General features: G+C 70.5%; 24 protein-coding genes. 8 read left to right on the top strand and 16 right to left on the bottom strand.

All coding sequences use genetic code 11. The features are described 5' to 3' along the window. Positions 1-110: 110 nt before the first annotated feature. Together ACWEV3_RS17435 and ACWEV3_RS17430 are read right to left on the bottom strand one after the other, a co-directional pair. Positions 111-1,025 carry an alpha/beta hydrolase gene (locus ACWEV3_RS17435; protein WP_452614831.1) on the bottom strand — a complete coding sequence of 305 codons (915 nt, stop codon included), beginning with the start codon at positions 1,023-1,025 and terminating at the stop codon, positions 111-113. Then, positions 1,022-1,921 (bottom strand): AurF N-oxygenase family protein, encoded by a 900-nt coding sequence (locus ACWEV3_RS17430; RefSeq protein ID WP_452614830.1) that lies wholly within the window; start codon positions 1,919-1,921, stop codon positions 1,022-1,024. The genes ACWEV3_RS17435 and ACWEV3_RS17430 overlap by 4 nt, the downstream gene beginning before the upstream one ends. Before the next feature lie 64 nt (positions 1,922-1,985). Between ACWEV3_RS17430 and ACWEV3_RS17425 the strand changes: the two genes are divergently transcribed. Together ACWEV3_RS17425 and ACWEV3_RS17420 are read left to right on the top strand one after the other, a co-directional pair. Beyond that, the gene (locus ACWEV3_RS17425; protein ID WP_452614829.1) at positions 1,986-2,753 is read left to right on the top strand and encodes a TetR/AcrR family transcriptional regulator; all 768 of its coding nucleotides are present in this window, start codon (positions 1,986-1,988) and stop codon (positions 2,751-2,753) included. Next, entirely contained in the window at positions 2,746-3,057 is a 312-nt protein-coding gene (locus tag ACWEV3_RS17420) for a DUF4873 domain-containing protein (RefSeq protein ID WP_452614828.1), read from the top strand. Before ACWEV3_RS17425 ends, ACWEV3_RS17420 begins: the two co-directional genes overlap by 8 nt. A 65-nt stretch (positions 3,058-3,122) precedes the next feature. Here ACWEV3_RS17420 and ACWEV3_RS17415 read toward each other — a convergent pair whose 3' ends face one another. Both ACWEV3_RS17415 and ACWEV3_RS17410 read right to left on the bottom strand, forming a co-directional pair. Then, positions 3,123-3,350, bottom strand: a complete 228-nt coding sequence (locus ACWEV3_RS17415) for a DUF3107 domain-containing protein (RefSeq protein WP_132483236.1) — start codon at positions 3,348-3,350, stop codon at positions 3,123-3,125. Positions 3,351-3,571: 221 nt separating this feature from the next. Continuing rightward, positions 3,572-4,246 (bottom strand): ferritin-like fold-containing protein, encoded by a 675-nt coding sequence (locus tag ACWEV3_RS17410; RefSeq protein WP_452614827.1) that lies wholly within the window; start codon positions 4,244-4,246, stop codon positions 3,572-3,574. 584 nt (positions 4,247-4,830) lie between these two features. Here ACWEV3_RS17410 and ACWEV3_RS17405 point away from each other — a divergent pair. Both ACWEV3_RS17405 and ACWEV3_RS17400 read left to right on the top strand, forming a co-directional pair. After that, positions 4,831-6,402, top strand: a complete 1,572-nt coding sequence (locus tag ACWEV3_RS17405) for a DEAD/DEAH box helicase (RefSeq protein WP_358581933.1) — start codon at positions 4,831-4,833, stop codon at positions 6,400-6,402. Positions 6,403-6,561: 159 nt separating this feature from the next. After that, positions 6,562-7,764 carry an Rv3212 family protein gene (locus tag ACWEV3_RS17400; protein WP_452614826.1) on the top strand — a complete coding sequence of 401 codons (1,203 nt, stop codon included), beginning with the start codon at positions 6,562-6,564 and terminating at the stop codon, positions 7,762-7,764. 49 nt (positions 7,765-7,813) lie between these two features. On the opposite strand, the gene ACWEV3_RS17395 is transcribed toward ACWEV3_RS17400, so the two are convergent. From ACWEV3_RS17395 to ACWEV3_RS17375, 5 genes are all read right to left on the bottom strand, one after another. Then, positions 7,814-8,209: a hypothetical protein gene (locus ACWEV3_RS17395; RefSeq protein WP_452614825.1), complete on the bottom strand. Its 396-nt coding sequence runs from the start codon at positions 8,207-8,209 to the stop codon at positions 7,814-7,816. 26 nt (positions 8,210-8,235) lie between these two features. Beyond that, complete coding sequence (locus ACWEV3_RS17390; protein ID WP_452614824.1) at positions 8,236-9,069, bottom strand: RecB family exonuclease; 834 nt, start codon at positions 9,067-9,069, stop codon at positions 8,236-8,238. A 47-nt stretch (positions 9,070-9,116) separates the two neighbouring features. Then, positions 9,117-9,998, bottom strand: a complete 882-nt coding sequence (locus tag ACWEV3_RS17385; protein ID WP_452614846.1) for a PHP domain-containing protein — start codon at positions 9,996-9,998, stop codon at positions 9,117-9,119. A gap of 82 nt (positions 9,999-10,080) precedes the next feature. After that, complete coding sequence (locus tag ACWEV3_RS17380) at positions 10,081-10,653, bottom strand: PH domain-containing protein (RefSeq protein ID WP_452614823.1); 573 nt, start codon at positions 10,651-10,653, stop codon at positions 10,081-10,083. 26 nt (positions 10,654-10,679) lie between these two features. After that, positions 10,680-10,835, bottom strand: a complete 156-nt coding sequence (locus ACWEV3_RS17375; RefSeq protein WP_177226290.1) for a hypothetical protein — start codon at positions 10,833-10,835, stop codon at positions 10,680-10,682. A gap of 151 nt (positions 10,836-10,986) precedes the next feature. Here ACWEV3_RS17375 and ACWEV3_RS17370 point away from each other — a divergent pair, with 151 nt between their 5' ends. The 4 genes from ACWEV3_RS17370 (at position 10,987) to ACWEV3_RS17355 (ending at position 14,083) form a co-directional block, all read left to right on the top strand. Next, on the top strand, positions 10,987-11,415 hold the full coding sequence (locus tag ACWEV3_RS17370) for an NUDIX domain-containing protein (protein WP_452614822.1): 429 nt from the start codon (positions 10,987-10,989) through the stop codon (positions 11,413-11,415). Positions 11,416-11,867: 452 nt separating this feature from the next. Beyond that, on the top strand, positions 11,868-12,947 hold the full coding sequence (gene corA, locus ACWEV3_RS17365; RefSeq protein WP_358581903.1) for a magnesium/cobalt transporter CorA: 1,080 nt from the start codon (positions 11,868-11,870) through the stop codon (positions 12,945-12,947). Between the two features lie 146 nt (positions 12,948-13,093). Continuing rightward, complete coding sequence (locus tag ACWEV3_RS17360) at positions 13,094-13,282, top strand: hypothetical protein (protein ID WP_132483224.1); 189 nt, start codon at positions 13,094-13,096, stop codon at positions 13,280-13,282. A 321-nt stretch (positions 13,283-13,603) separates the two neighbouring features. Continuing rightward, a complete protein-coding gene (locus ACWEV3_RS17355) occupies positions 13,604-14,083 on the top strand; it encodes a CAP domain-containing protein (RefSeq protein WP_452614821.1) in 480 nt (159 codons plus the stop codon). A 319-nt stretch (positions 14,084-14,402) separates the two neighbouring features. Here the strand turns inward: ACWEV3_RS17355 and ACWEV3_RS17350 are convergent, their stop codons facing one another. The 7 genes from ACWEV3_RS17350 to ACWEV3_RS17320 form a co-directional block, all read right to left on the bottom strand. Continuing rightward, positions 14,403-15,575 (bottom strand): ABC transporter ATP-binding protein, encoded by a 1,173-nt coding sequence (locus ACWEV3_RS17350; protein WP_452614820.1) that lies wholly within the window; start codon positions 15,573-15,575, stop codon positions 14,403-14,405. A gap of 4 nt (positions 15,576-15,579) precedes the next feature. Further along, a complete protein-coding gene (locus ACWEV3_RS17345) occupies positions 15,580-16,425 on the bottom strand; it encodes a carbohydrate ABC transporter permease (RefSeq protein WP_452614819.1) in 846 nt (281 codons plus the stop codon). Beyond that, the gene (locus ACWEV3_RS17340) at positions 16,425-17,360 is read right to left on the bottom strand and encodes a carbohydrate ABC transporter permease (RefSeq protein ID WP_452614845.1); all 936 of its coding nucleotides are present in this window, start codon (positions 17,358-17,360) and stop codon (positions 16,425-16,427) included. Before ACWEV3_RS17340 ends, ACWEV3_RS17345 begins: the two co-directional genes overlap by 1 nt. Continuing rightward, a complete protein-coding gene (locus ACWEV3_RS17335) occupies positions 17,360-18,616 on the bottom strand; it encodes an ABC transporter substrate-binding protein (RefSeq protein ID WP_452614818.1) in 1,257 nt (418 codons plus the stop codon). Before ACWEV3_RS17335 ends, ACWEV3_RS17340 begins: the two co-directional genes overlap by 1 nt. 337 nt (positions 18,617-18,953) lie before the next feature. Then, positions 18,954-19,475: a general stress protein gene (locus ACWEV3_RS17330; protein ID WP_358581887.1), complete on the bottom strand. Its 522-nt coding sequence runs from the start codon at positions 19,473-19,475 to the stop codon at positions 18,954-18,956. Positions 19,476-19,628: 153 nt separating this feature from the next. Continuing rightward, positions 19,629-20,204, bottom strand: a complete 576-nt coding sequence (locus ACWEV3_RS17325) for an MFS transporter (RefSeq protein WP_452614817.1) — start codon at positions 20,202-20,204, stop codon at positions 19,629-19,631. Continuing rightward, on the bottom strand, positions 20,134-23,667 hold the full coding sequence (locus ACWEV3_RS17320) for a patatin-like protein (protein WP_452614816.1): 3,534 nt from the start codon (positions 23,665-23,667) through the stop codon (positions 20,134-20,136). The genes ACWEV3_RS17325 and ACWEV3_RS17320 overlap by 71 nt, the downstream gene beginning before the upstream one ends. Between the last annotated feature and the right edge of the window lie 184 nt (positions 23,668-23,851).

Genomic DNA, 23,851 nt, shown 5'->3' with positions numbered 1-23,851 from the left:
CTCGACCGCGTCCGCGCCTGCCCCCACCGCGTCGGCACCCTCGCCAAAGCCATCCTCACCCTCGAACACGCAGGATGAAAAACGCTCATTGAAATTGCGGGACACCCAGGTCAGCGGAGCGCGCGGGTGACGAGTTCCGCGATGCGGGCGGTGACCTCGTCGGCCCTTTCCAGCGGCAGCATGTGCCCGGCACCGGCGTAGATCAGCAGCTTGGCGTCCGGCAGGGCGTCCGCGATGCGCCGAGCGTGCGAGTGCGGTGTCAGGCGGTCGGACAGCCCGGACAGCACGACCGTCGGGACCGACCGCAACGCCGCGAGCGCGCCGTGCCGCTCGTGCTCGGCCAGGGCCTGCCGGTAGGCGGCCATGTTCGCCGGGTGGCAGCCCGCGACCCAATCCGCCGTGGCGGCCACGTCGGCGGCCTCGGGGCTCCGGCCGAACAGCAGCCAGCGCATCCCCGGTCGCAGCCAGGACGACTGCGGGACCAGCCGCTTCCCGCGCGAGGCCGCGAGCCGCTTGCGGAACGCCAGCTCGCCCCGGTTGGCGACGGCCGCGACCGGGCGGGGCAGGCCGAGGGTCGGCGCCACCAGGTCGCCCGCCGAGGTCGCCACCAGCGCGACCGCCGCAATCCGCCGTGCGAAGAGCGCCGGGTGCTGCTCGGCGAACGCCATGATCGTCATGCCGCCCATCGAGTGCCCGGCGAGCACGACCGGCCCCTCCGGGGCCCGCTCCGCGATCAGCTCCGCCAGGTCGTCCGCGCACTGCCGGATGCTCGCGCTCCCCGGCTGCGCCGGGTCGCTCTCGCCGTGCCCCCGCAGGTCGAACCGCAGGATCCGCAGCTGCGTCCCGGCCGCCTTCGGCAGGCCGTCCGCCACCCGGTCCCAGGTGTGCTTGGTCAGGGCCCACCCGTGCACCAGGACGACGGTGACCGGCGCGTCGGCGGGGCCTTCGTCGACCATCCGCAAGCGGGTTCCGTCGCTGGTCGTGAACTCTTCGGCGGTCATCGTGCGCAAGGTTTCGCCCTTCATCGGATCAGGTTCGCCTTCTTCCACCAGCGCATGCCCGGCTTGCCGACCAGTCCGGCCTCGTCCAGGAACGCCATGATCTTCTCGCCACCCCAGTGCAGGGTGTCCAGGAAGCCGGGGTTGGCCCAGGCCGCCTGGTAGCCGTCGCGCGGCCGGATCCCGACCGCCTTGTAGACGTGCGGGTTGATGAGGCTGAGGCAGATGCAGTACGAGACGAGCGCGGTCCAGTACTGGTGGTAGGCGCGCTCGGCGGCGTTGCACTCGGCCATCCGGCGGACGACCTCTTCGCGCGCGAAGGTGACGTGCCGGGCCTCTTCGAGCACGTGGATGCGGTTGACCATGCGCACCAGCGGCTGGACGTCCTCGTCGTACATCTGGTCGCGCTGGAAGCGGTCCAGGATCTCCTCGGCCACCAGGATCGACGCGTAGGCGGAGGGGCCGCGCAGCACGGCGGGCAGGATCCGGCCGCCGCGGTGCAGCATCGGCAGCGGTCCGTAGGCGGGCGCGCCGATGCGGTCGACGGCCTTGGCGAACATGGTGGAGTGCCGGCATTCGTCGGCGACCTCGGTGAGCGCGTACTGGGCGTGGCTGGTGCGCGGGTCGGAGTTGTAGAACTCCTTGAGCAGCATCTGCATGAGCAGCACCTCGAACCACAGGCCGTTCGAGGCGATGCTGGCGAACTCGTGCTTGGTCAGCTCGATGCGCTGTTCCTCGCTGAGCCGGTCCCAGAGGTGCGTGCCGTAGAGCGAGCTGCGCTTGAACGGGATGTAGGGCTTGCCGTCGGCCAGCGGCGCGTCCCAGTCGACGTCGACCTCGGGGTCGTAGCTGTTCCGGGCGGACGAATTCAGCAGCCGTGCGGCCGTCTTCTCGCGGTCGTTGACCTGCAGGGCCCTGCTCATCCGGCGATCACCCTCTCGGCATCGAGATTGCATGTTACTTCCAGTAACAGTTACCTTGGGTAGCGTGAGCCACATCTCTCGCCCTGTCAAGGCGGTCACACCGGAGAAAGCCCGCGGCGACGCGCGCCGGGAGCGCTGGCGCGAACACCGCCAAGCCCGCCGCGCCGAGTTCGTCGAGGCCGCGGTGCGCGCCATCAGCAAGCACGGCGCCGAGGTCGGGATGGACGAGATCGCCGCCGAGGCCGGAGTCAGCAAGCCGGTGCTCTACCGGCACTTCAGCGACAAGAGCGACCTGTACGTCGCGGTCGGCGAATGGGGCACCGAGCTGCTGATGCAACGGCTGCGGCCGCTGTTCCACGAGGGCGGCACGCCCAACCAGCGCATCCGCCGCCTGCTCGACGCCTACCTCGGCACCATCGAGCAGTACCCGGAGCTGTACCGGTTCGTCGTGCAGCGCACCTTCGCGGACCGGCCGGTGCGCTCCGACCCGGTGTCGGCGGAGAAGATGGTGATCGCGAACTCGCTGTCCCGCATCCTCGGCGAATACCTGCGGGCGCTGGGCCTGGACTCCGGCGGCGTCGAGCCCTGGAGCCACGGCCTGGTGGGCATGGTGCAGGCCAGCGGCGACTGGTGGCTGGAGCGGCAGTCGATGAGCCGCAGCGACCTCACCGACTACCTGGCGCAGATCATCTGGTTCGCCATCGACGGCGTGCTGCGCTCGGCCGGCCTGGTGATCGACCCCGACGAACCGCTGGACCTCGGCAACGACCTGCGCTTGGTGCCCGGCGAACACGAGACGCCCGAAGACGAGGAGGACGAAGACCATGGCTGACGACGAGCACGACGAGGACGACTACCGCGGCCCGGCCACGCTCCTGGCCGATGAGCGGGAACTGGCGGTCGAGGTGGTCCTGCGCGGCCACTTCCAGCCCATCGACGGCCGCTTCCACTGGTACGGGCGCCTGTCCGCGCACCAGGACGTGGACGAGTTCGCCGAACACCGCAAGAAGGATGTGATGTTGCGCACACCGGCGGGTGAGGCGACGGGCACCCTCTCCGACCAGGACCCCTGGGGCCGCTACCGGATCACCGGCACCGGCCGCCCGCCCTTCGAGATCCCCGCCGAACTGGACTGACGCAAAGCGCGAGGGGCACCTCGGCCGAGTTCGGCCGGGGTGCCCCTCGCGCGGAAAAACCCAGGTCAGCTCACGCCGAAGCCGACGCGCGGCGGCGTCGCCGGGCCGATCTCCACGTAGGCGACCTTGGTCGACGGGACGATGATCCGCCGCCCCTTCTCGTCGGTCAGCGCCAGCACGCCTTCTGCGTTCTTCAGCGCGTCGGCGACCAGCGACTCGACCTCTTCCGGGGACTGTCCGCTGACGACCGTCAGCTCGCGCGGGCTGTCCACGACGCCGATCTTGACCTCCACGCCGAACCTCCGTTGAGCACTCGAATCCGTTGGGATGTGGCAAGGCTATCCCAGGTCCCGCCTTGATCGGCGGATCCTCGCGACGCCACCGAACGAGGACGACTCGAGTCCTGCCCGGGAAACCTGTTTTCGTCTTTCCAGCGGCGAAGCCGCGCAGCTCACGCCGCCGCGGGTTCTCAGGCGTCGCCTGGAGCCACGCGAAACGAACCCGCGAACGGGTATCAGCCCAGGCCCAAGCGGGCCATCCGCTTGGTGTGGTTGTTCTGCAGCCTCCGGAACATCGCCGCGATGCCGGTGAGGTCGCCCGAGCCCTTGATGATCAGCTCCGCCAGCGCGTCGCGCTCGGCGACCACCCGCTGCGCCTGCGTCATCGCCTCGCCCAGCAGCCGCCGCCCCCACAGCGTCAACTTGTCCCGCAGCTTGCGGTCGTCCTCGCAGGCCGCCTGCACCTCGCGTTCGGCGAACGCCGAGTGGCCGGTGTCGGCGAGCACGGTCAGCACCAGCTCCCGCGTGGCGGGATCCAGCCACTCCGCGACCTCGCGGTAGAAATCGGCCGCCAGCCCGTCGCCGACGTAGGCCTTGACCAGTGATTCCAGCCACGAATGCGGCGCGGTGGACTCGTTGAACGCCTCGAACGGCGCCACGAACGGCTGCATGACCTCGTCGACCGCGACCCCGAGGCCCGCCAGGTGCTCCTCCAGCTGCCGGTAGTGGCCGATCTCCGCGGCCGCCATGCTGGCCAGCGCCGCGCGGCCGGTCAGCGTGGGTGCGGTGCGCGCGTCCTCGGCGAGCCGGTCGAAGGCCGACAGCTCTCCGAAGGCCAGCGCCGCGAGCAGATCCACGACACCCTCGGAGTAACGCTCGTCACTTTCACCGCGCTGGTCAGCCTCGTTCATGGCTGCGAGCCTAACCGGCGGCACGCCCGAGTTATACGCGCCACGGTGAGAACGGCCGACCAACAGGTATCCTCGGACCTCGGAGGAGCATCGGCGTCCGACGGCACAGTCGGCGGCACAGCCGGCGACCCGGTCGTGAAGACCGCGGTGCTGGCTCCCCGAACGTCACGGTCTGGGCGACTCCCGTCCGAGCGGGACGGCCCCCGGGACCACAGCCTGCGTGTACGCGGCCCGAGCGAAATCGCTCGTCGGCCTTGGCGCACGCGACGCCGAGAAGAACGAACCAACAGCGGCTCAGCCGCTGAGCGAACAAGGGCGCGCACCATCACGTCGGTGACCACGAGCACGAAGAGCGGCCGCGAGCAGCGAGCTGCCGTGCCGGGAGGACGTCGCCACGGATCGGCCCGAACCGGGACGCATGCGCGCAGGTACCGAGAGAGGCGATCATTCTGACGTTCACCAACAGCCAGGCCCCCGACGGCCTCGAAGATCGCAATGGGGGCGGCAGCCCCACCACCACCACGGACGACACGCAGCTCGAACACCTCGAGTCCGGCGCCCCCGAAGCCGCGGACGCGCCGCACCTGAAGGCCGGCACCGCCGGCAACCCGGACGCTCCGACCTTCGCCGAGCTCGACGTGCACCCGGACATCGTCCGCGCGCTGCACGAAGCCGGCATCGAGCGCACCTTCGCCATCCAGGAACTGACCCTGCCGCTGGCGATGCAGGGCGAGGACCTGATCGGTCAAGCCCGCACCGGCACCGGCAAGACCCTCGGCTTCGGCGTCCCGCTGCTGCACCGCCTGCAGGTGCCCGGCGACGGCACCCCGCAGGCGCTCGTCGTGGTGCCGACCCGCGAGCTGTGCCTCCAGGTCACCCGCGACCTCACCGACGCGGGCAAGCACCTGGGCGTGCGCACCGTCGCCGTCTACGGCGGCCGCCCCTACGAGGAGCAGATCTCCGCGCTCCGCAAGGGCGTCGACGTGGTCATCGGCACCCCGGGCCGCCTGCTCGACCTGGCCGAACAGCGCCACCTGGTGCTCGGCAAGGTCCGCGGGCTGGTGCTCGACGAGGCCGACGAGATGCTCGACCTCGGCTTCCTGCCGGACATCGAGCGCATCTTGCGCATGGTTCCCGAGCAGCGGCAGACGATGCTGTTCTCGGCCACCATGCCGGGCCCGATCCTGACCCTGGCCCGCACGTTCATGACGCAGCCCACGCACATCCGGGCCGAGCAGGCCGACGAGAGCGCGGTGCACGAGCGCACCCGGCAGTTCATCTACCGGGCGCACGCCATGGACAAGGGCGAACTGATCGCGAAGGCCCTGCAGTCCACCGACCGCGGCCTGGCGATGATCTTCAGCCGGACCAAGCGGACGGCGCAGAAGCTCGCCGACGAGCTCACCGAGCGCGGCTTCGCGGCCGGCGCGGTGCACGGCGACCTCGGGCAGGGCGCGCGCGAGAAGGCGCTGCGAGCGTTCCGCTCCGGCAAGGTCGACATCCTGGTGGCCACCGACGTCGCGGCCCGCGGCATCGACGTCGCCGGCGTGACCCACGTGATCAACCTGCAGTGCCCGGACGACGAGAAGACCTACGTGCACCGCATCGGCCGCACCGGCCGGGCCGGTCGCGAAGGCGTCGCGATCACGCTCGTCGACTGGGACGAAGAGCCCCGCTGGAAGATGATCAGCGACACGCTCGGCCTGGACAAGCCCGAGCCGGTCGAGACCTACTCGACCTCGCCGCACCTGTTCACCGACCTCGACATCCCGACGGACGTCACCGGTCGCCTGCCGCTGTCCAAGCGCACCCGCGCCGGACTGGACGCCGAGCCCGAGACGCAGGGCGAGGCCAAGCGGCCGCGCCGCAGCCGGCGGCGCACCCGCGGCGGCGCGGACCAGCACCAGGGCGAAGCCGAGAGCGGTGCCCGCCAGGACAGCGACGCCGAGACCCGGCCCGCCCGACGCCGGCAGCGCCGGCGTACCCGCAGCGGTGCCGAAACCGCGGTGCAGCAGCCGGAAGCGCCCGCCGCAGGAGGCGAAGCCGACGCCGGTGAGCGGCCGCGCCGTCGGCGGCGCAGGCGTCGCTCGGGCGAGCCGGTCGGCGAAGCCGGCGACACGGCACGCAGCGGCAACGCCGAAGGCGGCGCCGCGTAGCAGCAGGCGAGACCCGTGAGCCGGGAGGCTCGCGGGTCGGACTCCAGGCGGCGTCCGCAACTCCCGCAGGGGCGCCGCCACCCGCACCGCCACGCAAGGCGAGTCCGGCGACAGGCTCTAAGCTCGGCGCAGGAACAGCCAGGCGATCGAGGAGTGACTGTGGTCCGGCCGGAACGGCGCACGAGAACCGACCTCGCCGTGGTGGCGCTGATCGTCGTGGCCGTGCTCGCCGGTAGCGTCGTGATCTGGTTCAACAGCGATGCGCGCGCCACCGTGTCCGAGCCCGCCGCCCAGCCGATTCCGGAACTGCCCTCGGCCACCGCCGTGCCGGAGACGCTGTCCGAGGCGTGGCGCGCGACCAGCCCGGCCACTCCGGTGCCGGTCGTCGCCGGGGCCGGAGTGGTCACCGGGGCGGGCAACGAGGTGAGCGGCCACGACCCGCTGACCGGTCAGGTCGCCTGGCGCTACGCCCGCGACATTCCACTGTGCACGGTCGGCGCGGAGTGGAACCGCGCGATCGCGGTCTACCGCAAGTCCGAGAACTGCAGCGAGGTCACCTCGCTGCGCGGGGCCACCGGGGTGCGCGGGCCGCAGCGCAACGCCGACGCCGAGTTCGGCACCCAGCTGCTCGGCGACGGCACCTACGTGACGGCCACCGGGCAGCGCTCCTTCGAGTCCTGGCGCTCGGACCTGGTGCGCACCCAGCAGTTCGGCATGCCGCCCGCGGTGAAGAACCCGGACAACAACATGAAGCGCCCGGACTGCACCTACTCCTCCATCGGAGTGGGCGGCGAGCGGGTGGGGGCCGTCGAGGTGTGCCCCCGCGAGCAGGGCCGGATCACGGTCCTGAAGGCCCACCCCGAGGACGACGAGAAGCCGGAGGAGATCTTCAGCGTCGTCCTCGGCAGCGAGTCGGCGGGGGTCATCGCGGTCAACGACAAGCACGTCGCGGTGGTCCTCCGGGACCGTTCCGAGGTCGTGGTCTACAACAACGACGGCGCGGTGGAGAACACCTTCCCGGTGCGCGTCGGCACTCCCGACCTCCGGGCGAACGTGCAGGTCGAGTCGACCTCGAAGGGCCGCCGGATCTACTGGCACACCGGCACCGACACGGTCGCGCTGGACCCGGAAACCCTCGCTCCACTGTGGACTGCGCCGGACACGCTCGGCCCGGGCGTCGGATTCGGCGGGAAGCTGCTGGTACCGGTGCCCGAGGGACTGGCGGTCCTGGACGCACCGACCGGCACCCGGGAGCGGGTGATCCCAGTGGACCGCGCCGGCTACACCGGCCCGGTCCAGCTCAACGCGGTAGGCCCGGTTCTCCTGGAACAGCGCGGCGACACGCTCGTCGCCCTGCGCTGAACCAGCGGCGCGAAAAGTCCTTGTCCCTCAACGGAAACACGGACGCCCGTCAGGCCCACCACCAGAACCACAACGAGCCGAACACGACCACGAGGACGCCGCAGGCAGCCAAGCCGCCGCGCGCGTCGTCGCGCCGGTCCGCGATCGCCTGCAGCACCAGGGCGATCAGCGACGCCACCAATTGAGCGATCACCGCGGCCAGCCCGGGGCCTTCCTGCCCCTGGTTCGTCGCCCAGAACTGCACCGCCACCAGCACGAGCGCGAGCAGCAGGAAGCCGGCCGCCAACGCGCCGGTGAGGCCGCGGAGCGCGGAACCGGCCCGGCTGGGCGGCGTCGGCCGGCTCAGCGAATGCCGACCGCGCGATCGCTGCGGCGGCAGCTCGTCGGATCCCGGCAGGCGCCGCGTACGGGGCGGCCGCGGTCGTTGCGAAGCGGGTGTGCGCATCGGCCCGTCCTCAGGTCGCATGCTCGTCAATCCCCCAGCAAGGCCCACGGCGGCAGGCTCGGCGCAGCCTGCCGGCCCTCCTCGCAATGCGCCCGGAAGTCGCACCACGAGCAGTGCGGTCCGGTTCGCACCGGGAACATCGCCTGCGGATCGGCACCGAGCTCGAACGCGTCGGTCGCGGCCTGGAGTTCTCCGGCGAGCTGCTCGGCGCGATCCTGCAGCGCGGCGAGCGATTCCGCGGTGTGATCCCAACCCGCGACGGTCCCGGTCGGCAAGTGGTGCAGCTCGACCCGCCGGCACGGCCGGCGCAGGGTCTTGCGCGCTGCCAACGCGTACAGCCCGAGCGCCAGCGACTGCCGCGCATCGTCGACGCGCAGTCCGTGCCGGCCGGTCTTGTAGTCGACGACGACGATTTCGCCGTGGCGGTCGTCGATCCGGTCCACCCGGCCCTCGGCGATGATCGACCCCATCGGCGCGGACACCCAACGCTCCACCGCGAGCGGCACGACGTCGGGCGCCAGCTGCTCGACGTACGAGCCGACCCACTCCTGCGCGCGGCGCCGGTAGTCGCCCGCCTGCTCCGGGCTCGCGAAACCGTCGGACTTCCAGTACTCGCGCACCAACGTGGCGGCGCGCTCCGGGCTGCGCTGATCCGCTCGCAGCTCGAAGTACGCGCGCAGGGCGTTGTGCACGACGGCGCCCAGCGTGGCGTTCGCCCAAGCACCGGAGCGCGACGGCGCCGGCCGGTCCAGGTACGTCATGCGGTACTTCCGGGGGCACTTCGCCCAGGTCGCGAGCCTGGCCGGCGTGACCCGCACCAGCTTGCTGGGAATTCCTTCTAGACCGAGCTGCCCCTGCACGCCCCCACAGTACGCAGTTTTCCCGCTACCCGGCCGTTCCGCCACGATCAGCCGATGACCTTGCTGCCGCTGCACCGCTCCACCAGCCGATCCAACGAGTCGGGCGGAGTCGTCTCCTGGCCGATCCGGATCGTCTTGTTGGTGCCGTGGTAGTCGCTGCTGCCGGTGGGGATCAGGTCCAGCTCGGCGGCCAGCCCGCGCAGCCGCGTCCGGGTCTCGGCGTCGTGGTCGGGGTGGTCGATCTCGATCCCGGCGAGCCCGCGCCCGGCGAGCTCGGCCACGATGTCGGCGGTCACGATCGGCCCCCGCGCGGTCGCGAAGGGGTGCGCCAGCACCGTCGCGCCGCCGGCCTCGGCGATCATCTCGATCGCGCGGTGCACGGGCGTGTCGGTGCGCGGGAGGTAGTAGCTGCCGCGGCCGCCGAGGTACTTGGCGAAGGCCTCGTCGACGCTGGCGACCGTCCCGGCGTTGACGAGCGCTCGGGCCAGGTGCGGCCGGCCTCCAGGCGAGTCGGGCGGCAGGCCGGCCATGAGCTCGTCCGGGTCGACCGGGAAACCGTCGGCGGCCATGTGCTGCGCCATCTGGTAGAGCCGCTCCCGGCGCTCGGCGCGCAGCCGCGACTGCTCCCGCACGAGCGCGGTGGAGTCCGGGTCGAACAGGTACGCCAGCAGGTGCACGGTGATGTTCCGACCGTCCTCGCCCGGACACGAGCACGACAGCTCGGCACCCGGCACCAGCCGGAACCGGCCGGGCTCCGCGAGATCGCGCACGGCCCGCTCGGCCGCCGCCCATCCCGCGGTGGTGTCGTGGTCGGTGATCGCGATCGCGTCCAGGCCGGCGGCGAGCGCCGTCGCCACCAGCTCTGCCGGTGCATCGGTCCCGTCGGATTCGGTGGAATGCGTGTGCAGGTCGATTCGCACACCCACCAGTGTGACCGATGGTCCGACGGAGGACCGAACCAACACCCGTCCGGCCGACCCGGGCGCCGCCGCGCCGGGCCGACCGGACGGGTCAGAGCTTCGCCGCTTTCCGCTTGCCCACCGCGGCGCGCCGCGCCTTGAGCATGGAGAAGCGGTCCTGCTGCTGGCCCTTCTTGTCACCGAAGACGAGCGCCGAGATCGCGTCCTCGACCTCGGTCGGGTTCGGCACGTAGTCGATGCGGTTCAGGGCCTGGATCTGACCGGCCGACTCGACCACGAGAGTGCCGTACCCGAAGAGGCGGCCCATCAGCGTGCGAGCGAACGTCAGGTCCGTGACCTTGGTGATCGGCATCATCGCCACGTTGGTGGTGAAGATGCCGGTGGTGATCAGGAACCGCTTGTCGGTCACGACGATGCGTTCCACGTACCAGTCCAGCACCTGGTACGCGAAGCGGATCAGGATGATCAGCCCCGCGTACCAGAGGATGTTCTGGACCAGCCCACCGCTGCCCTCGGGCACCAGGTAGGACACCATCACCAGACCAACCAGCAAGCCGGCCGCCTCGAAGAGGTCCCACACCAGGACCGCCCAGTGACGCCGAACGCGGATCACTCGGCGTTCACTGTCCAGCAGGTATTCGTCGGGGTCCCTAGGAGCGAACACGGCACCCGCCTCCCGCGGCTCGCGCTTTACTGGAAGAGGTTCTGCATGAAGGTGATGACGGCCTCAGCTGCTCCCCGGAGACTGCCCAGGATGCCGTTGATGACACCGCTGGCTTCCACTGGCGCGGAAAACAGGAAGAACAGGAGGAAAGCAACTCCGGCCCACGTGAGGATTTTCTTCATGTTCACTGTGACGCACCCCGTCCGAAATGCCCTTGAGTAGCGCAGGCGCCTGCTGATCCGTTGTACCGCACTCCGCCGCTTTACGGCAGCTTTGTACCGCACTTGGGTCAGTCGTTTCCGGGCAGCCCCGGATCAACTACCCTCCGTGGCGATGATCGTATCGGAGAATCCTGTGATCCGCTGCGTCGGCGCGATAATTCACCACCCGGACGGCCGGTTGCTGCTGGTCAAACGTGCACATGAGCCCGGCAAGGGGAAGTGGTCCCTACCGGGTGGCCGAGTCGAGCCCGGCGAGACCGACCATTCGGCGGTACAGCGCGAAGTCCGCGAAGAAACGGGACTCTCCGTCACCGTCGGTGAGCTCGTCGGCCGAATCTTCCGGCCCGCGGCGCGCGGCACCTACGAGATCCTGGATTACTCCTGCTGGAGCAATGAGCAGGAGCTTTCCGCTGGTGACGACGCCGCCGATGCGATCTGGGCGGACAGTGCGACTTTCGCCACACTGGACCGCGACGGAGCACTGACCGAAGGCCTCGCCGAGATCCTGCGCTCTTGGAATAGTTTACCCCGCAACGAGTGACGGCTGAAATACGACCGGGGAACGCCGTCGCGGTCCCGTCACGACCCGCCGAGAGGCGCGGTTCGGGTCGAACACGGGTCCGGATGCGATTCACTCAATCCGCCCAATTCACCCGTTCCATGCATTGCGGTTCCGGCGGGTTGTGACCTCGAATGCGAGCCGTTGCCATCGGTCCACTCGGACGGAGTATCGTGTCGGGTTGGCTGACTCAAGACCACCGCATCGGTGGATGACCTTCTGGAGGTGAGGGATCGTGGACAGCAGTGCCGATAGCGCGCTTCCGTGCAGTACCAACAGCATCCCCGCCGGAAGGGCCAGCCGCTAGGCCTTCGCCCATCAGGGCCGGCAGGGATGCGCGAGCAGCGGGCGGAGCCCGCGAAGCACGCCACCCACGCAGCTCTCACCCGGATCCCCGTCCGCCGGGGAGCTGCGCCCGGACCTTGGAGGTCGCCGTGCCCAACCTGCCCTCGCTCGGCCTGCGCAACCGGAACAACCGCGCGCCCCAGCCGCTCATCCGCAGTGCCGCCCCCGTCTCCGCGTACGTCGTCGACTGCGCGATCTACGACGACGGGCGCCGCGTCGAAGGTTCGTGGAACCACTCCGACGCCATCGAGGAGGTGCGGCGGCGCGGTTCCGGCTTCGTCTGGATCGGGCTGCACGAGCCCACCGAAGAGCAGATCAACGGCATCGCCGAAACCTTCGGCCTGCACGAGCTGGCCGTCGAGGACGCCGTGCACGCGCACCAGCGCCCGAAGCTGGAGCGCTACGACAACACGTTGTTCATGGTGCTGAAGACGGTCCGCTACACCGACACCGAGACGCGGTCGGCGACCAGCGAGATCGTCGACACCGGCGAGCTGATGGTGTTCCTCGGCCGCGACTTCGTCATCACGGTGCGGCACGGCAAGCACGCGGGCCTGGCCGAGGTGCGCAGCCAGCTGGAGGCCGACCCCGAGCAGCTCGCGCTGGGCCCGTCGGCGGTGCTGCACGGCGTCGCCGACCACGTGGTGGACACGTACCTGGAGGTCACCGAGGCCATCCAGGACGACATCGACGAGATCGAGGCCGAGGTCTTCGAGCCGGGCACCAAGATCGACGCCGAGCACATCTACCTGATGAAGCGCGAAGTCATGGAGCTGCGCCGCGCGGTGCAGCCGCTGACCAAGCCGATGCAGCGGCTCGCCGAGGGCTACACGCCGATGGTCGCCGACGAGGTGCGGTCCTACTTCCGCAACGTCGAGGACCACCTGGCGAGGGTGTCCGAAATGGTAGGGGCCTTCGACGAGCTGCTGACCACCCTGGTGGACGCGACGCTGGCCAAGATCACGCTCCAGCAGAACACCGACATGCGCAAGATCTCGGCGTGGGTCGCGATCGTCTCGACGCCGACCATGATCGCCGGGATCTACGGCATGAACTTCGACTTCATGCCCGAGACGAATTGGACCTTCGGGTACCCCCTGGCCCTCATGGTGATGCTCGGCGCCTGCATGGTCCTCTTCAAGATCTTCCGGCGGAACAAGTGGCTGTGATCGCACTTCGTAACGAATTCCGCGCCGCCGGCGATATGCCGTGCGGGGTCACTTCGCGTCCCGTCATCGCCGACTGGACGCCGTTCCGCTTGTCTTTCACCACCGTCCGTTCTCATCGGTCGGCGCGAGCGCGTGAGGAGGTTGTCATGCACCGTCTTCCGCAGCACCAGGGGCGGGTCCGGCATCGGCTCCTCACCGGCCCGGTCCCCCGGCGAAACCCCGTGACGCGTCGGGAGATCGCCGAGAAGTTGTTCCGGCACACTGCTTGGGTGCAGCGAAAACCCGGCGCGATGTGGGACGCGGTTCCCGCCGCGCCGCGCGCCGTCGCGCGCTGACGCCTGCCGGGACCACCGCGGGCCACATCGTGAAAAACGAATCTCCGTCAGATCTTCGTTTCTTTCACGTTGGGAGGCACCGCCATGACTCGCTTGGCCGCCAACAAGCTCACCCTCCTGGTCGCCCTGATCATGGGGTGGATCGTCACCCTGTTCGTGCTCATCGCGAGCCAGGTCTAACGCTCGGTATCCGGGCGTCCACTATGGACTGAATCCGGCACGCCCGGCCGGTAGCCGGATTCGGCGAAATGATCCGGCGGCGTCGTCGTGCCGCGGTTACAACACTCCCACCCATCGTCGCGATGCTGGGAGTGATCGCAGATGTCGCTGGTCGAACGGTTGTTGTCGTGCGGGGCCGCCGTCCCGCTTCTCCTGCTCTGCGCTGGGCCGCCGCTGCAGGCGGCCCAGCGGATGCCACCGGAGCAGCGAATACTCGAACTCACCAATGCCGAACGGGCCCGGGCCGGATGCCCGCCGGTGCGCCTGAACGGCGACCTGAGCCGGGCGGCCGCCGGGCACAGCGCGGACATGGCGCACCGGAACTTCTTCGGGCACACCGGAAGCGACGGCCGCAGCCCGGTGGATCGCACCCGGTCCGAGGGATTCCCGGGCGGCTACGTCGGCGAGAACATCGCGGCCGGCCGCGATACCGCCGACGGCACCTTCCGCCAGTGGATGGACGCGGTCCCGCACCGGGACAACATCCTCGACTGCGCCTTCACCGACCTCGGCGTGGGCCACGCGGCGACCGGGCACAGCCACTACCGCCACTACTGGACCCAAGAGCTAGGCCGCCCCTGACCCCCACCGGCGTTCGCCTGCCGCAATTTCCATTGAAATCGAAGGTCCGATTTCCATTGAAATTGCGGACGAACCCAACCCATCGGGTGGTGGGGTTGGTCGACGGGGTCACCTTGCTCTGGTTTGGAATCCGCTCTTGGCCGTGGGTCGCTCTTGGCCGTGCGTGGCTCTTGGCCGTGGGTGGCTCTTGGTCGTGGGTGGCTCTTGGCCGTGCGTGGCTCTTTGCCGTGGGTGGTTCTTGGCCGTGGGTGGGGGGCACCCGTGCCCGGTTGCTCGGGCGTGGGTGCCCCTCACCTCGATCGGGTCTCGGTGGGGTTGCTCAGGTGAGGGTTCGGCCCGTGGCCGGGTCGAAGAGGTGGATCTTGTCCGGGTCGAACCAGACCGTCAGGGGCCGGCTCTCCCTCGCCGCCGATTCGACCGAGAGCCGGGTGACCACCTGGCCCTCGTCCGTGGGCACCTCGGCGCTGCCGCTGTCGGCCGCCAGCTCGTCCAGCTCCGCCGTGCTCGCCCGCCCACCGTGGAGGGTGAAGTACACGTACTTGTCCGAGCCCATCTCCTCCACCACGTCCACCTCACCGGTGAACGTCCCGCCCGCCGCGCGGGCCGAGTCGTCGAGCAGCGCCGCGTCCTCGAAGTGCTCCGGGCGGATGCCCAGCACCAGTTCGCGCGGCGCGTCCGCGGACTCCAGCGCGGTGCGGATCCGGTCGCTCAGCGGGATGTCGCCCAGCGGGCCGCGCAGCGCGCCGTCGGCCACCTCGACCGGCACGAAGTTCATCGCGGGCGAGCCGATGAAGCCCGCGACGAACAGGTTCGCCGGGTGCTCGTAGAGGTGTTGCGGCGCGCCGACCTGCTGCACCACACCGCCGCGCAGGACCACGACCCGGTCGCCGAGGGTCATCGCCTCGGTCTGGTCGTGCGTGACGTAGACCGTCGTGGTGCCCAGCCGCTTCTGCAGCTTCGACACCGAGGTCCGCATCTGCACCCGCAGCTTCGCGTCCAGATTGGACAGTGGCTCGTCCATCAGGAACGCCTTGGGGCTGCGCACGATCGCCCGCCCCATCGCCACCCGCTGCCGCTGCCCGCCGGAGAGGTTCGCGGGCTTGCGGTCCAGGTGCTTGGCGAGGTCGAGGATCTTGGCCGCCTCCTCGACCTTCTGCCGCACCGTCGCCGAATCCACCTTGGCCAGCCGCAGCGGGAACGCCATGTTCTCGAACACCGTCATGTGCGGGTACAGCGCGTAGGACTGGAACACCATGGCGATGTCGCGGTCCTTGGGCGCGCGCTCGTTCATCCGCTCCCCGCCGATGCGCAGTTCGCCGCCGCTGATGTCCTCCAGCCCCGCGATCATGTTCAGCGTGGTGGACTTCCCGCAGCCGGAGGGGCCGACCAGGATCACGAACTCGCCGTCCGCGATCTCCAGGTTCACCTCGTTGACCGCCAGCGCCCCGTCCGGGTAGCGCTTGGTCACCTTGTCCAGCACGATCTCGGCCACTTGGTTACCCCTTCACTGCGCCGGAGGTCAGTCCGGACACGATGCGACGCTGGAAGAACAGCACGAACACGATGATCGGAATGGTGATCACCACCGCGGCCGCGGAGATCGACCCCGTCGGGTCCTCGAACTGCGAGTCGCCCGTGAAGAACTGCAGCGCCACCGGAGCGGTGCGGGAGTTCTCCGTCGAGGTCAGCGAGATCGCGAACAGGAAGTCGTTCCAGCAGAAGATGAACACCAGGATGGCGGTGGTGAACACCCCCGGCGCGGCCAGCGGCGCGATCACCTTCGCGAAGGCCTGCCCCGGCGTGGCGCCGTCCATCTTGGCCGCCTTCTCCAGCTCCCACGGGATCTCCCGGAAGAACGCCGACAGCGTGTATATGGCCAGCGGCAGCGAGAAGGTGATGTACGGCAGGATCAGCCCCGGCCAGGTGTCGAACAGGCCCAGCGCCCGCTCGATCTCGAACAGCGGCGACACCAGCGAGACCTGCGGGAACATCGCGATCAGCAGCGAGGCGCCGACCAGCACCCGCTTGCCGGGAAAGTCCAGCCGGGCGATCGCGTAGGCGGCCATGGTGCCCAGCACCACGGCGATGGCGGTCGCGATCAGCGCGATGCCGATCGAGTTCAGCAGCGCGCGGGTGAACTCGCTGGTGGCGAAGATCGCCGCGTAGTTCTCCAGGGTCCATTCGCGCGGGATCAGGTTGCCGTCGGCGAGCGTCTCCGGCGTCTTGAACGACAGCGACAGGATCCACAGCACCGGCACCAGCGCGTACACCAGCACGATGATGTTGAGCAGCGCCCACTTGGTCTTCCGCGCGGGGGTCTCGGCCCCGCCGACGCCGGCCATCAGCGCCTCCCCTTGTCGTCGCTACCGGGCGCGGCCGCGCCGAAGAGCTTCACGAACATCCACGCGATGATCGCGACCGCGATGAAGATCAGGACCGACATGGTCGAGCCGATGCCCAGGTTCAGGCCCTTGATCAGGTTGTTGTAGGCGAGCACGGACACCGACGAGGTGCCTTGCGCGCCGGAGGTGAGCACCACGATGTTGTCGAAGACGCGGAACGCGTCGAGGGTGCGGAACAGCAGCGCGACCAGGATGGCCGGCTTCATCACCGGCAGCATCACCTTCACGAACCGCTGCCACGGCCCCGCGCCGTCCATCGCCGCCGCCTTGAGCAGGTCGTCGGGCACCAGCGCCAGACCGGCCATCAGCAGCAGCGCCATGAACGGCGTGGTCTTCCAGATCTCCGCCAGGATCACGATGGCCAGCGCGCTGGCGTGCTCGGTCAGCGGCGCGCCGCCCGGCGTGATCGCGTTGGCCAGGTAGCCGGTGTCGGGCGTCCACGCGTAGCGCCAGCTGAAGGCCGCGACGACGGTGACGATGCCGTACGGGATGAGGGTCACGGTGCGCACCAGGCCGCGGCCGACCAGCGCGCGGTGCATGACCAGCGCCAGCCCCATGCCGAGGGCGAACTCGATCGCCACCGAGACGACGGTGACCAGGATCGTCACCCAGAACGCGCTCCACCAGTAGCCGTTGCCGAGCACCGTGATGTAGTTGTCCAACCCGACGAACTCGCGCTGGTCCGGGTACTTGAGGTCGAAGCGCTGGAACGACAGCCACAGCGCGTAGAGGATCGGCCAGCCGGTGACGGCGATCATCACCAGCGCGGCCGGGGCGCACAGCAGCCAGCCGAGCTTGCGCTCGGCTTTCTTGCCCTCGCTGATCGCCCCTCCAACGGACACCGCGGTGGGTTCCTTTTGATCCGCCTGCACCATCACGGCATCACTCCCTTGGAGTCCAAGGCGTTCTGCACCTCGGTGCGCATCCGCTCCGCAGTGCTCTGCGGGTCGATCTCCCCGATCGGCGCGAGCAGGTTGGACAGCGCCGTGGAGACGTTCTGCGAAGCCGGCGTCACCGTTCGCACGCCCGGATCCTTGAGCGCTTCCAGGATGGTGTCGCGCATCGGGTACTCGGCGGCCACCTCGGGATCCGAGTAGACGGATTCGAGAGCGGGCGGCACGCCGTCGTTGATCGCGGAGAACTTCTGGCTTTCCGGGTTCCGCAGGCACTTCGTCGCCTCGAAGGCCAGGTCCGGCTTGGTCGAGAAGCTGCTGACCGCGTAGTTGGCGCCGCCGATGGTGGACTTGCTCGGCACCCCAGGCTGCAGGCCGGGCAGTCGCGCCCAGCCGACGTTGCTCGCCAGCTCGGGCTTCTTCTCCTGCATCGACGGGTAGACGAACGGCCAGTTCAGCTGGAAGGCGGCCTGACCGGTCTCGAACTCCTGCCGGGCGTCGTCCTCCTTGGCGTTGTTCATCGACGCGCTGGTGACGCCCGCCGTGCCGAGGTCGCGCAGCGCCTGCAACGCCTGCACCGCGCCCTCGTCGATCACGGCGCGCTTGCCGTCGTCGGAGATGATGTGCCCGCCCGCCGACTGCACGAGCGTGTTGAAGTGCACGTACAGGCCCTCGTACTGCGCGCCGGTGAGCGAGATCCAGTGCGGCTTGCCCTCCTGCTTGAGGCGCTGGGCGGTCGAGATCATCTCGCCCCACGTCTTCGGCGGCTCGGGCACCAGGTCCTTGCGGTACCAGAGCAGCTGCACGTTGGTGTTCTTCGGCGCCGCGTAGAGCTTGCCCTCCCAAGTGGCCGTCTCCAGCGGCCCCCGCAGCGTGTCGCGCTCGGCTTCGGCCTTGTTCTGGCCGGTCCACTCCCGGATCCACTTGGCCTCGGCGAACTCGCCGGTCCAGGAGACGTCCAGGTAGAGGATGTCCATGCCGGTGTCGCCGGCGGCCAGCCGGCGCACCATCTGCTCGCGCTGGCCATCGGCGTCGCGGGGCAGCTTGTGGTAGACGATCTGGTACCGCCCGCCTGACTCGGCGTTGCAGCGGTCCACGTTCTGCTGCAGGTTCTCCTCTGGCGCGCTGTAGAGGTTCACGGTGTTCACGCCGGAGGCCGGCGCGCAGGCGGTCAGCGCGGACGCGCACACCAGCGACGCGCCCAGCACTGCCGCTGCACGGGTGCGGCGAACTCTCACGGTCGGTCCTTCCAGTTGCCGGTCGCAGCCGCGACCCAGCACTGGGGTGCCCACGCTTCGTCGCCTGCCACCGCCGGCGGTGAGCCGGTGTTGGCAAGCTAGGCGTCTTGATCAGTCAAGGCAAGGGCGGCAAGGCCCTTGTTGCTAATACGTGAAAGTCTGCGAAACCGGGCACCCGCGCATTGCGCCGAAAGCCGTTCAGCACTGCACCGACCGGCGCAAAGGGGCTGTTCACCGGGGCCTTCCGGCCGACGGGGGCGCGATGCGAATTCCGGGAAGAACGCGAAACCCAGGACCCTGCCGCGCAGGCGTCCTGGGTTCCGGTCGGATCAGCCGATCACTGCGTCGACGGCGGGCGCATGGCGAGTTTGGCGAGCAGGTCCCGGCCCTGTTCCGCGTGGCGCGGCTGGGCCAGCACGTCGTAGCGGCCCGCGACCAGCTGGCTGGCCGAGGAGAAGTCCCGGCGACCGCGGGTCGAGGCGTAGCCGACCGCCGCGGAGACCAGGCCGAACACGATACCCGCGCCCAGACCGACCAGCACCGGGCCGAACCAGCTGCCCTGCGGCGTGAACAGGCCCAGGATCAGGCCGACGAACAGGCCGAACCAGGCTCCGGAGGCCGCGCCCCCGCCCAGCACCCGACCCCAGGTCAGCCGCCCGGTGACGCGCTCGACGAGCATCAGGTCGACGCCGACGATGGTCACCTCCTGGACCGGGAAGTCGCTGTCCGCCAGGTGGTCGACGGCGCGCTGCGCCTCTTCGTAGGTGCCGTAGGAACCGATCGGCCAGCCGCTCGGCGGGGTGGGCAGGTTGGGTGTGCCCGGCGCCGACCGGCCGGAGCCGGTGAACGGATTGGACACCGCTGACACCTCCGTTGGATTGCTGCCATGACGGGGACCGCGGGAGCCGGGCGAGCCCGATTCCGGCGTATTGTCCCCTACCCCATCAGGCTACCCCGTGGAGTCTCCCGGAGATCATGTCCGTCCGAGCGGTTCCGCGCATCCGCAGACCGGTCACCGGGCGGCCTGCCGCCGGGCGACCGCGAACGTCAGCGCCGCGCACCCCAGCGCGGCCAGCGCCAGGAGCACGAGGCCCCGGGTGTAGTCGCCCGCCGTGCCGTAGATCGCGCCCATCACCAGCGGCGGGAAGAATCCGCCCAGGCCGCCCGCGGCGCCCACCAGGCCGGTCACCGCGCCGACCTCGTCGGGCGGCGCCGGCTTGGCGACGAGCGCGAACACCGCACCCGCGCCGGCCCCGAGCACCGCGGCCAGCCCGAGGAAGGCGATCGTGCCGAACGGGACCAGCGGCAGTTCGAAGGACGCCAGGACCGCGAACACCACGGCGAGCGAGCAGGCGGTCCCGAGCACGTCGGCCGGGTGCACGCGGTCGCAGAGCCAGCCGCCGATCGGCCGGGCCACCACGGCCAGCACCACGAATCCCGCCGTGCGCATCGAGGCGTCGCTCGCGCTGAGGTCGTAGGCGCCGCGCCGACCCGGAAGCCCTGAAACCCGACCCCGCTCAGGCCGGATCGGAAACCTCGGCCCGGGGCGCCTTCGCCCGCGACGGTGCCTTCGGCGCGAAACCGGCACGCCGCCTGGGTCTCGGCGCGAGGACGTCGACGGTGCCGACCAGGATCATGTGGGCGTAGGCGGTGAGTCCCGTCGCCAGGACGATCCAGCCTCCGCCGCTGAAGGCGTTCGGCTCGTACGACCACAGAACACCGACGAACACCAGCAGCGTCAGCACCGACGCACCGACGCGCGCGGCGGTGCGGTAGGCCACCGCAGCGGGCCAGGTGAGCAGCCCCGCGACCAGCGCAAGCCCGAGGGGGCCGAGCCGGAATCCGGTGGTGAACAGCCAGAACTCCGCCGCCATCAGCACCGCCCCGATGAACACCGCGGGCAGCCAGCGCGCCAAGCCGCGACCGAAGCGGTGCGCCAGGCGCCACCCCGACCACACGGCGAAGACCGCGGCGAACAGCATCGCCAGCAGCGCGCCAGGGCCGAAGGACGTGCCCGAGAAGTCGGCCACGACGAGCCAGTTCCCGGGCACGCCGCCGAACCAGCCGAAGCCGTCCCCGCACTCGACGTCCACGCCGGTGCCGGAATCCGGGCAGGCCACGGACACGGCGAGCAACGGCGATTCCGCCGAGCCCGGCGAGTAGGGGCCGTCCGAAACGACGAATGAACTCTGGTCGGCGGACAGGATCTGCGTCCCGGGCAGCGATCCCATCCCGACGCCGGTGAACGCCACGGCGCTCGCCGCCAGGAAGCCCAGCAGCGCTGCACGGCGCGGCGCTGCGATGGCGTACACGACCGCCATCAGCAGCGGCTTGATCAGCGTCATCGCCCGACGCCCCAGCCAGGGCAGCACGCCGCGCCCGGAGGGGCGGACGGCCCGGTAGGCGAGCAGCCCGAAGCGCGTCGCCATCGACAGCGCCCGCGGCTCGCCGAGGTCGGCGAACCGCTGGCGGCCGACGTCGTAGCGCGCCACCTGGCCGGACAGCTGCGCGGGCGCGGGCACCGGCGGCTCGGCACCGATTTCCGGGTCGGCCCCGGAAGAAACGGTTTGGACGAAGGGGATTTCCTCCGCCGCGATCGTCCACTGCAGACGTTCGGTGAGCAGCCGCTGGGTCTCGGTCAGCGAATGCTCGTCGTCCGGGGCGGCGAACAGCGCGTCGAGCTCGGCGCGCACCTCGCCCGCGTGGCGCGCCCACACCTCGGCGAGGAATCCGCGCCACTGCTTGGCCTGCTCCTCGTCGAGCTCCCCGAGCTCCGCCGTCGTCGGGCGGGAGACGATCGCCTGCAGCGCGTCGCCGAGCTCCTCCGAGCCGCTGTGGCGCCGGGCCAGCCGAGTCGGGTCGGCGAGCAACCTGACCAGCGCGGCGGCGGAGTCCATCCGCCCCCACATCCAGTCGTTCGCCCGCCACTTCGCGGACAGGAACGCGCCGAAGTTGCCCACGTCCAGGCCGCGGATCTTGTCCGCGATCCGCAGCGGCACGTCCTCGCCGCGCCGCAGCGCGTCGAACGGCAGCGGGCTCTGCTCGTCGCTGACCACCCGCAGCAGGTTGATCCGCGATCCCGGGACGCGCCCGACGTCCAGCGGCGCGGTGAGCACCACCAGCTGCCGCAACGTCTCCGCCCGCCGCTCGCTGCGCTCCAGCAGCGCGTAGCCGAGCTGCTGGGGCTCGTCGATCCGCTCGCGGGGCGGGGCCGCCGCGGCCAGCCGGTCGGCGACCCGGTGCAGCACCGCGCGCGCCTCCGCGACCGCGTCCACCCCGGCGGCGTCCGGGACCGCGTCCGCACCGGAAGATTCCACAATGGACATCAGTTCGCGGGCCAACTCGGCGAGATCGTCGTGGAAGTCCTCGCCCGCCTCGATCGCGCGCAACACCTCGCCCAGCAGGGGCTGGATCGGGGACGGCAAGGCGTGCTGGAGCCTGGCGCGACGGCGCTGCACGCGCTGCACCCACTCGTCGAGCTCGGTCGTCTCGACGATCGGTTCCAGCTTCGCGCCGTTGATCCAGTACTGGTCGGCGTGCCCCTCCAGCACCTCGCCGAAGCTCCGCAGCCGGTAGAGCACGGACTTGCAGCGCCCGATCTCGCGGCTCTCCGGCGCCCAGCGCTCGATGTCCCAAGCCCAGCCGAGGCATTCCTGCACCGCGGTGAGCAGGCCGCGCGCATCGTCGAAGACGCGCGTGGTGGCGTCGCTGCCGAGCCCGGCCGACAACCGGTGCGCGAGCTGCGTTCTCGCCTGCGCCGACCACTCGGCCAGCGGATCCCCGACCACCGGCGGCAGCAGCTTGCCGTCCTCGATGCCCGCGGGCTCCGTGAGCAGCCGGTACACCGCCTGGGCGTCCAGCTCCGCGCGAACCACCGCGTGATCGGGCAGGACCGCGTCGACCTGCTGCGCCAGCACCGCTGCCCGCTCGGCATCCGGTGCGGCCCGCAGCGGCGCGTACAAAGCCTTGCGGCGCAAGGCGGTTCGCGCGACCAACTGGTTGTGCTCGTCCAGCGCGTCGAGGTCGGCGAGCAGCGACTCCTGGGACAGCCGGGCACGCAGGGCCGTCGCGGTCACCGGCACGGCGAACCCGGGCTCGCGGCGTTGTCCGTGCGAGGCAACGGGATCCGGGTTCAGGTAGAGCAGCCACCGGTGCGTCGGCCGGTCCGCCGGCGCGGCCGAGATCGCATCGATCGCCGCGGTCACCGGGATGTTGTCCAGCACGCCGCCGTCGATCACCCGGAACGGCGGGAGCAGTGGATCGGCGACCGTTTCGGAGAACAGCCCGATCATGTTCGGCTCGCCGTCCGGCGGTTCGCCGAGCGACGAGCGCACCTGCGCGGGCTCGAAGGCGAACGGGAACGACGACGTCGAGCGGGCGGCGTGGGCGAGCCGCAGCACGGTGGGCGCGAAGTCGTCGCCCGCGCCGAAGTCCGACAGCGGATCGCCCGCCCTGCCCTGGTGCCGGAACCGGAACGACGCGGTGCGCCGCTCCTGCAGCATCGGCCCGGACCGGCCGTCGAAGCGCCGCTCCAGGATCGGGTCCAGCAGGGTGGCGGTCAGCAGCAGGTCGGCGCGGTGGCCGGGGTGCTCCGCCGCCGCGGGCACGTTGTCGGTGATGACGTCGGCGAGCTCGGCGCGGAAGTAGCGGTCGCCCTCCAGCAGCGACTGCGGGCGGTGCTGCCAGAACTTCGGCACCGGCCGGGACATGGCCTCCACGTCCCCCAACCGCACCCACACCTCGCGCATCCGGTCGAAGGGCATCCCGTAGACCAGCGTCGCGGACAGCAACGTCGCGTTGAGGCCGCCGGCCGAGGCTCCGGCGAGCACGTCGACCGCGACCGCGTCGTAGCCGGACAGCTTCGCCAGCGACGCCCACGGATGGGTGCCCGTCGAATCGTCGTCCGCCGGCGCCCGCGAATCCGCCACCGCCTCGCGGAGCCGGTTGATCTCGGCGACCGCGCCGCCGATCCACACGGCCATGCTCGCGCCGCCGCGCATGGCCAGCGCCAAGCGCAGTTCCTGCTCGTTCTCCGCTGCCGCGGTGGCCACCTCGGAGCCCGCCCTCTCGATCGACGCCTGCGGATCTCACCCGGAACCTACCGCGCCTGCCGCCACGGCCGATCTCCAACAGGCGAACTCAACCCGTCCGCCACCGCACCGAGCCCCGGACAGCGCATCACCACCACCCGCCCGGCGCCTCCCCGGCAGGCGCGGGATCGCGAGCACTCCGCAT

The organism is Saccharopolyspora sp. NPDC003752, assembly GCF_053605825.1.
The sequence above is the reverse complement of the archived record's forward strand: the minus strand, read 5'-3'. Positions and strand labels throughout refer to the sequence as shown.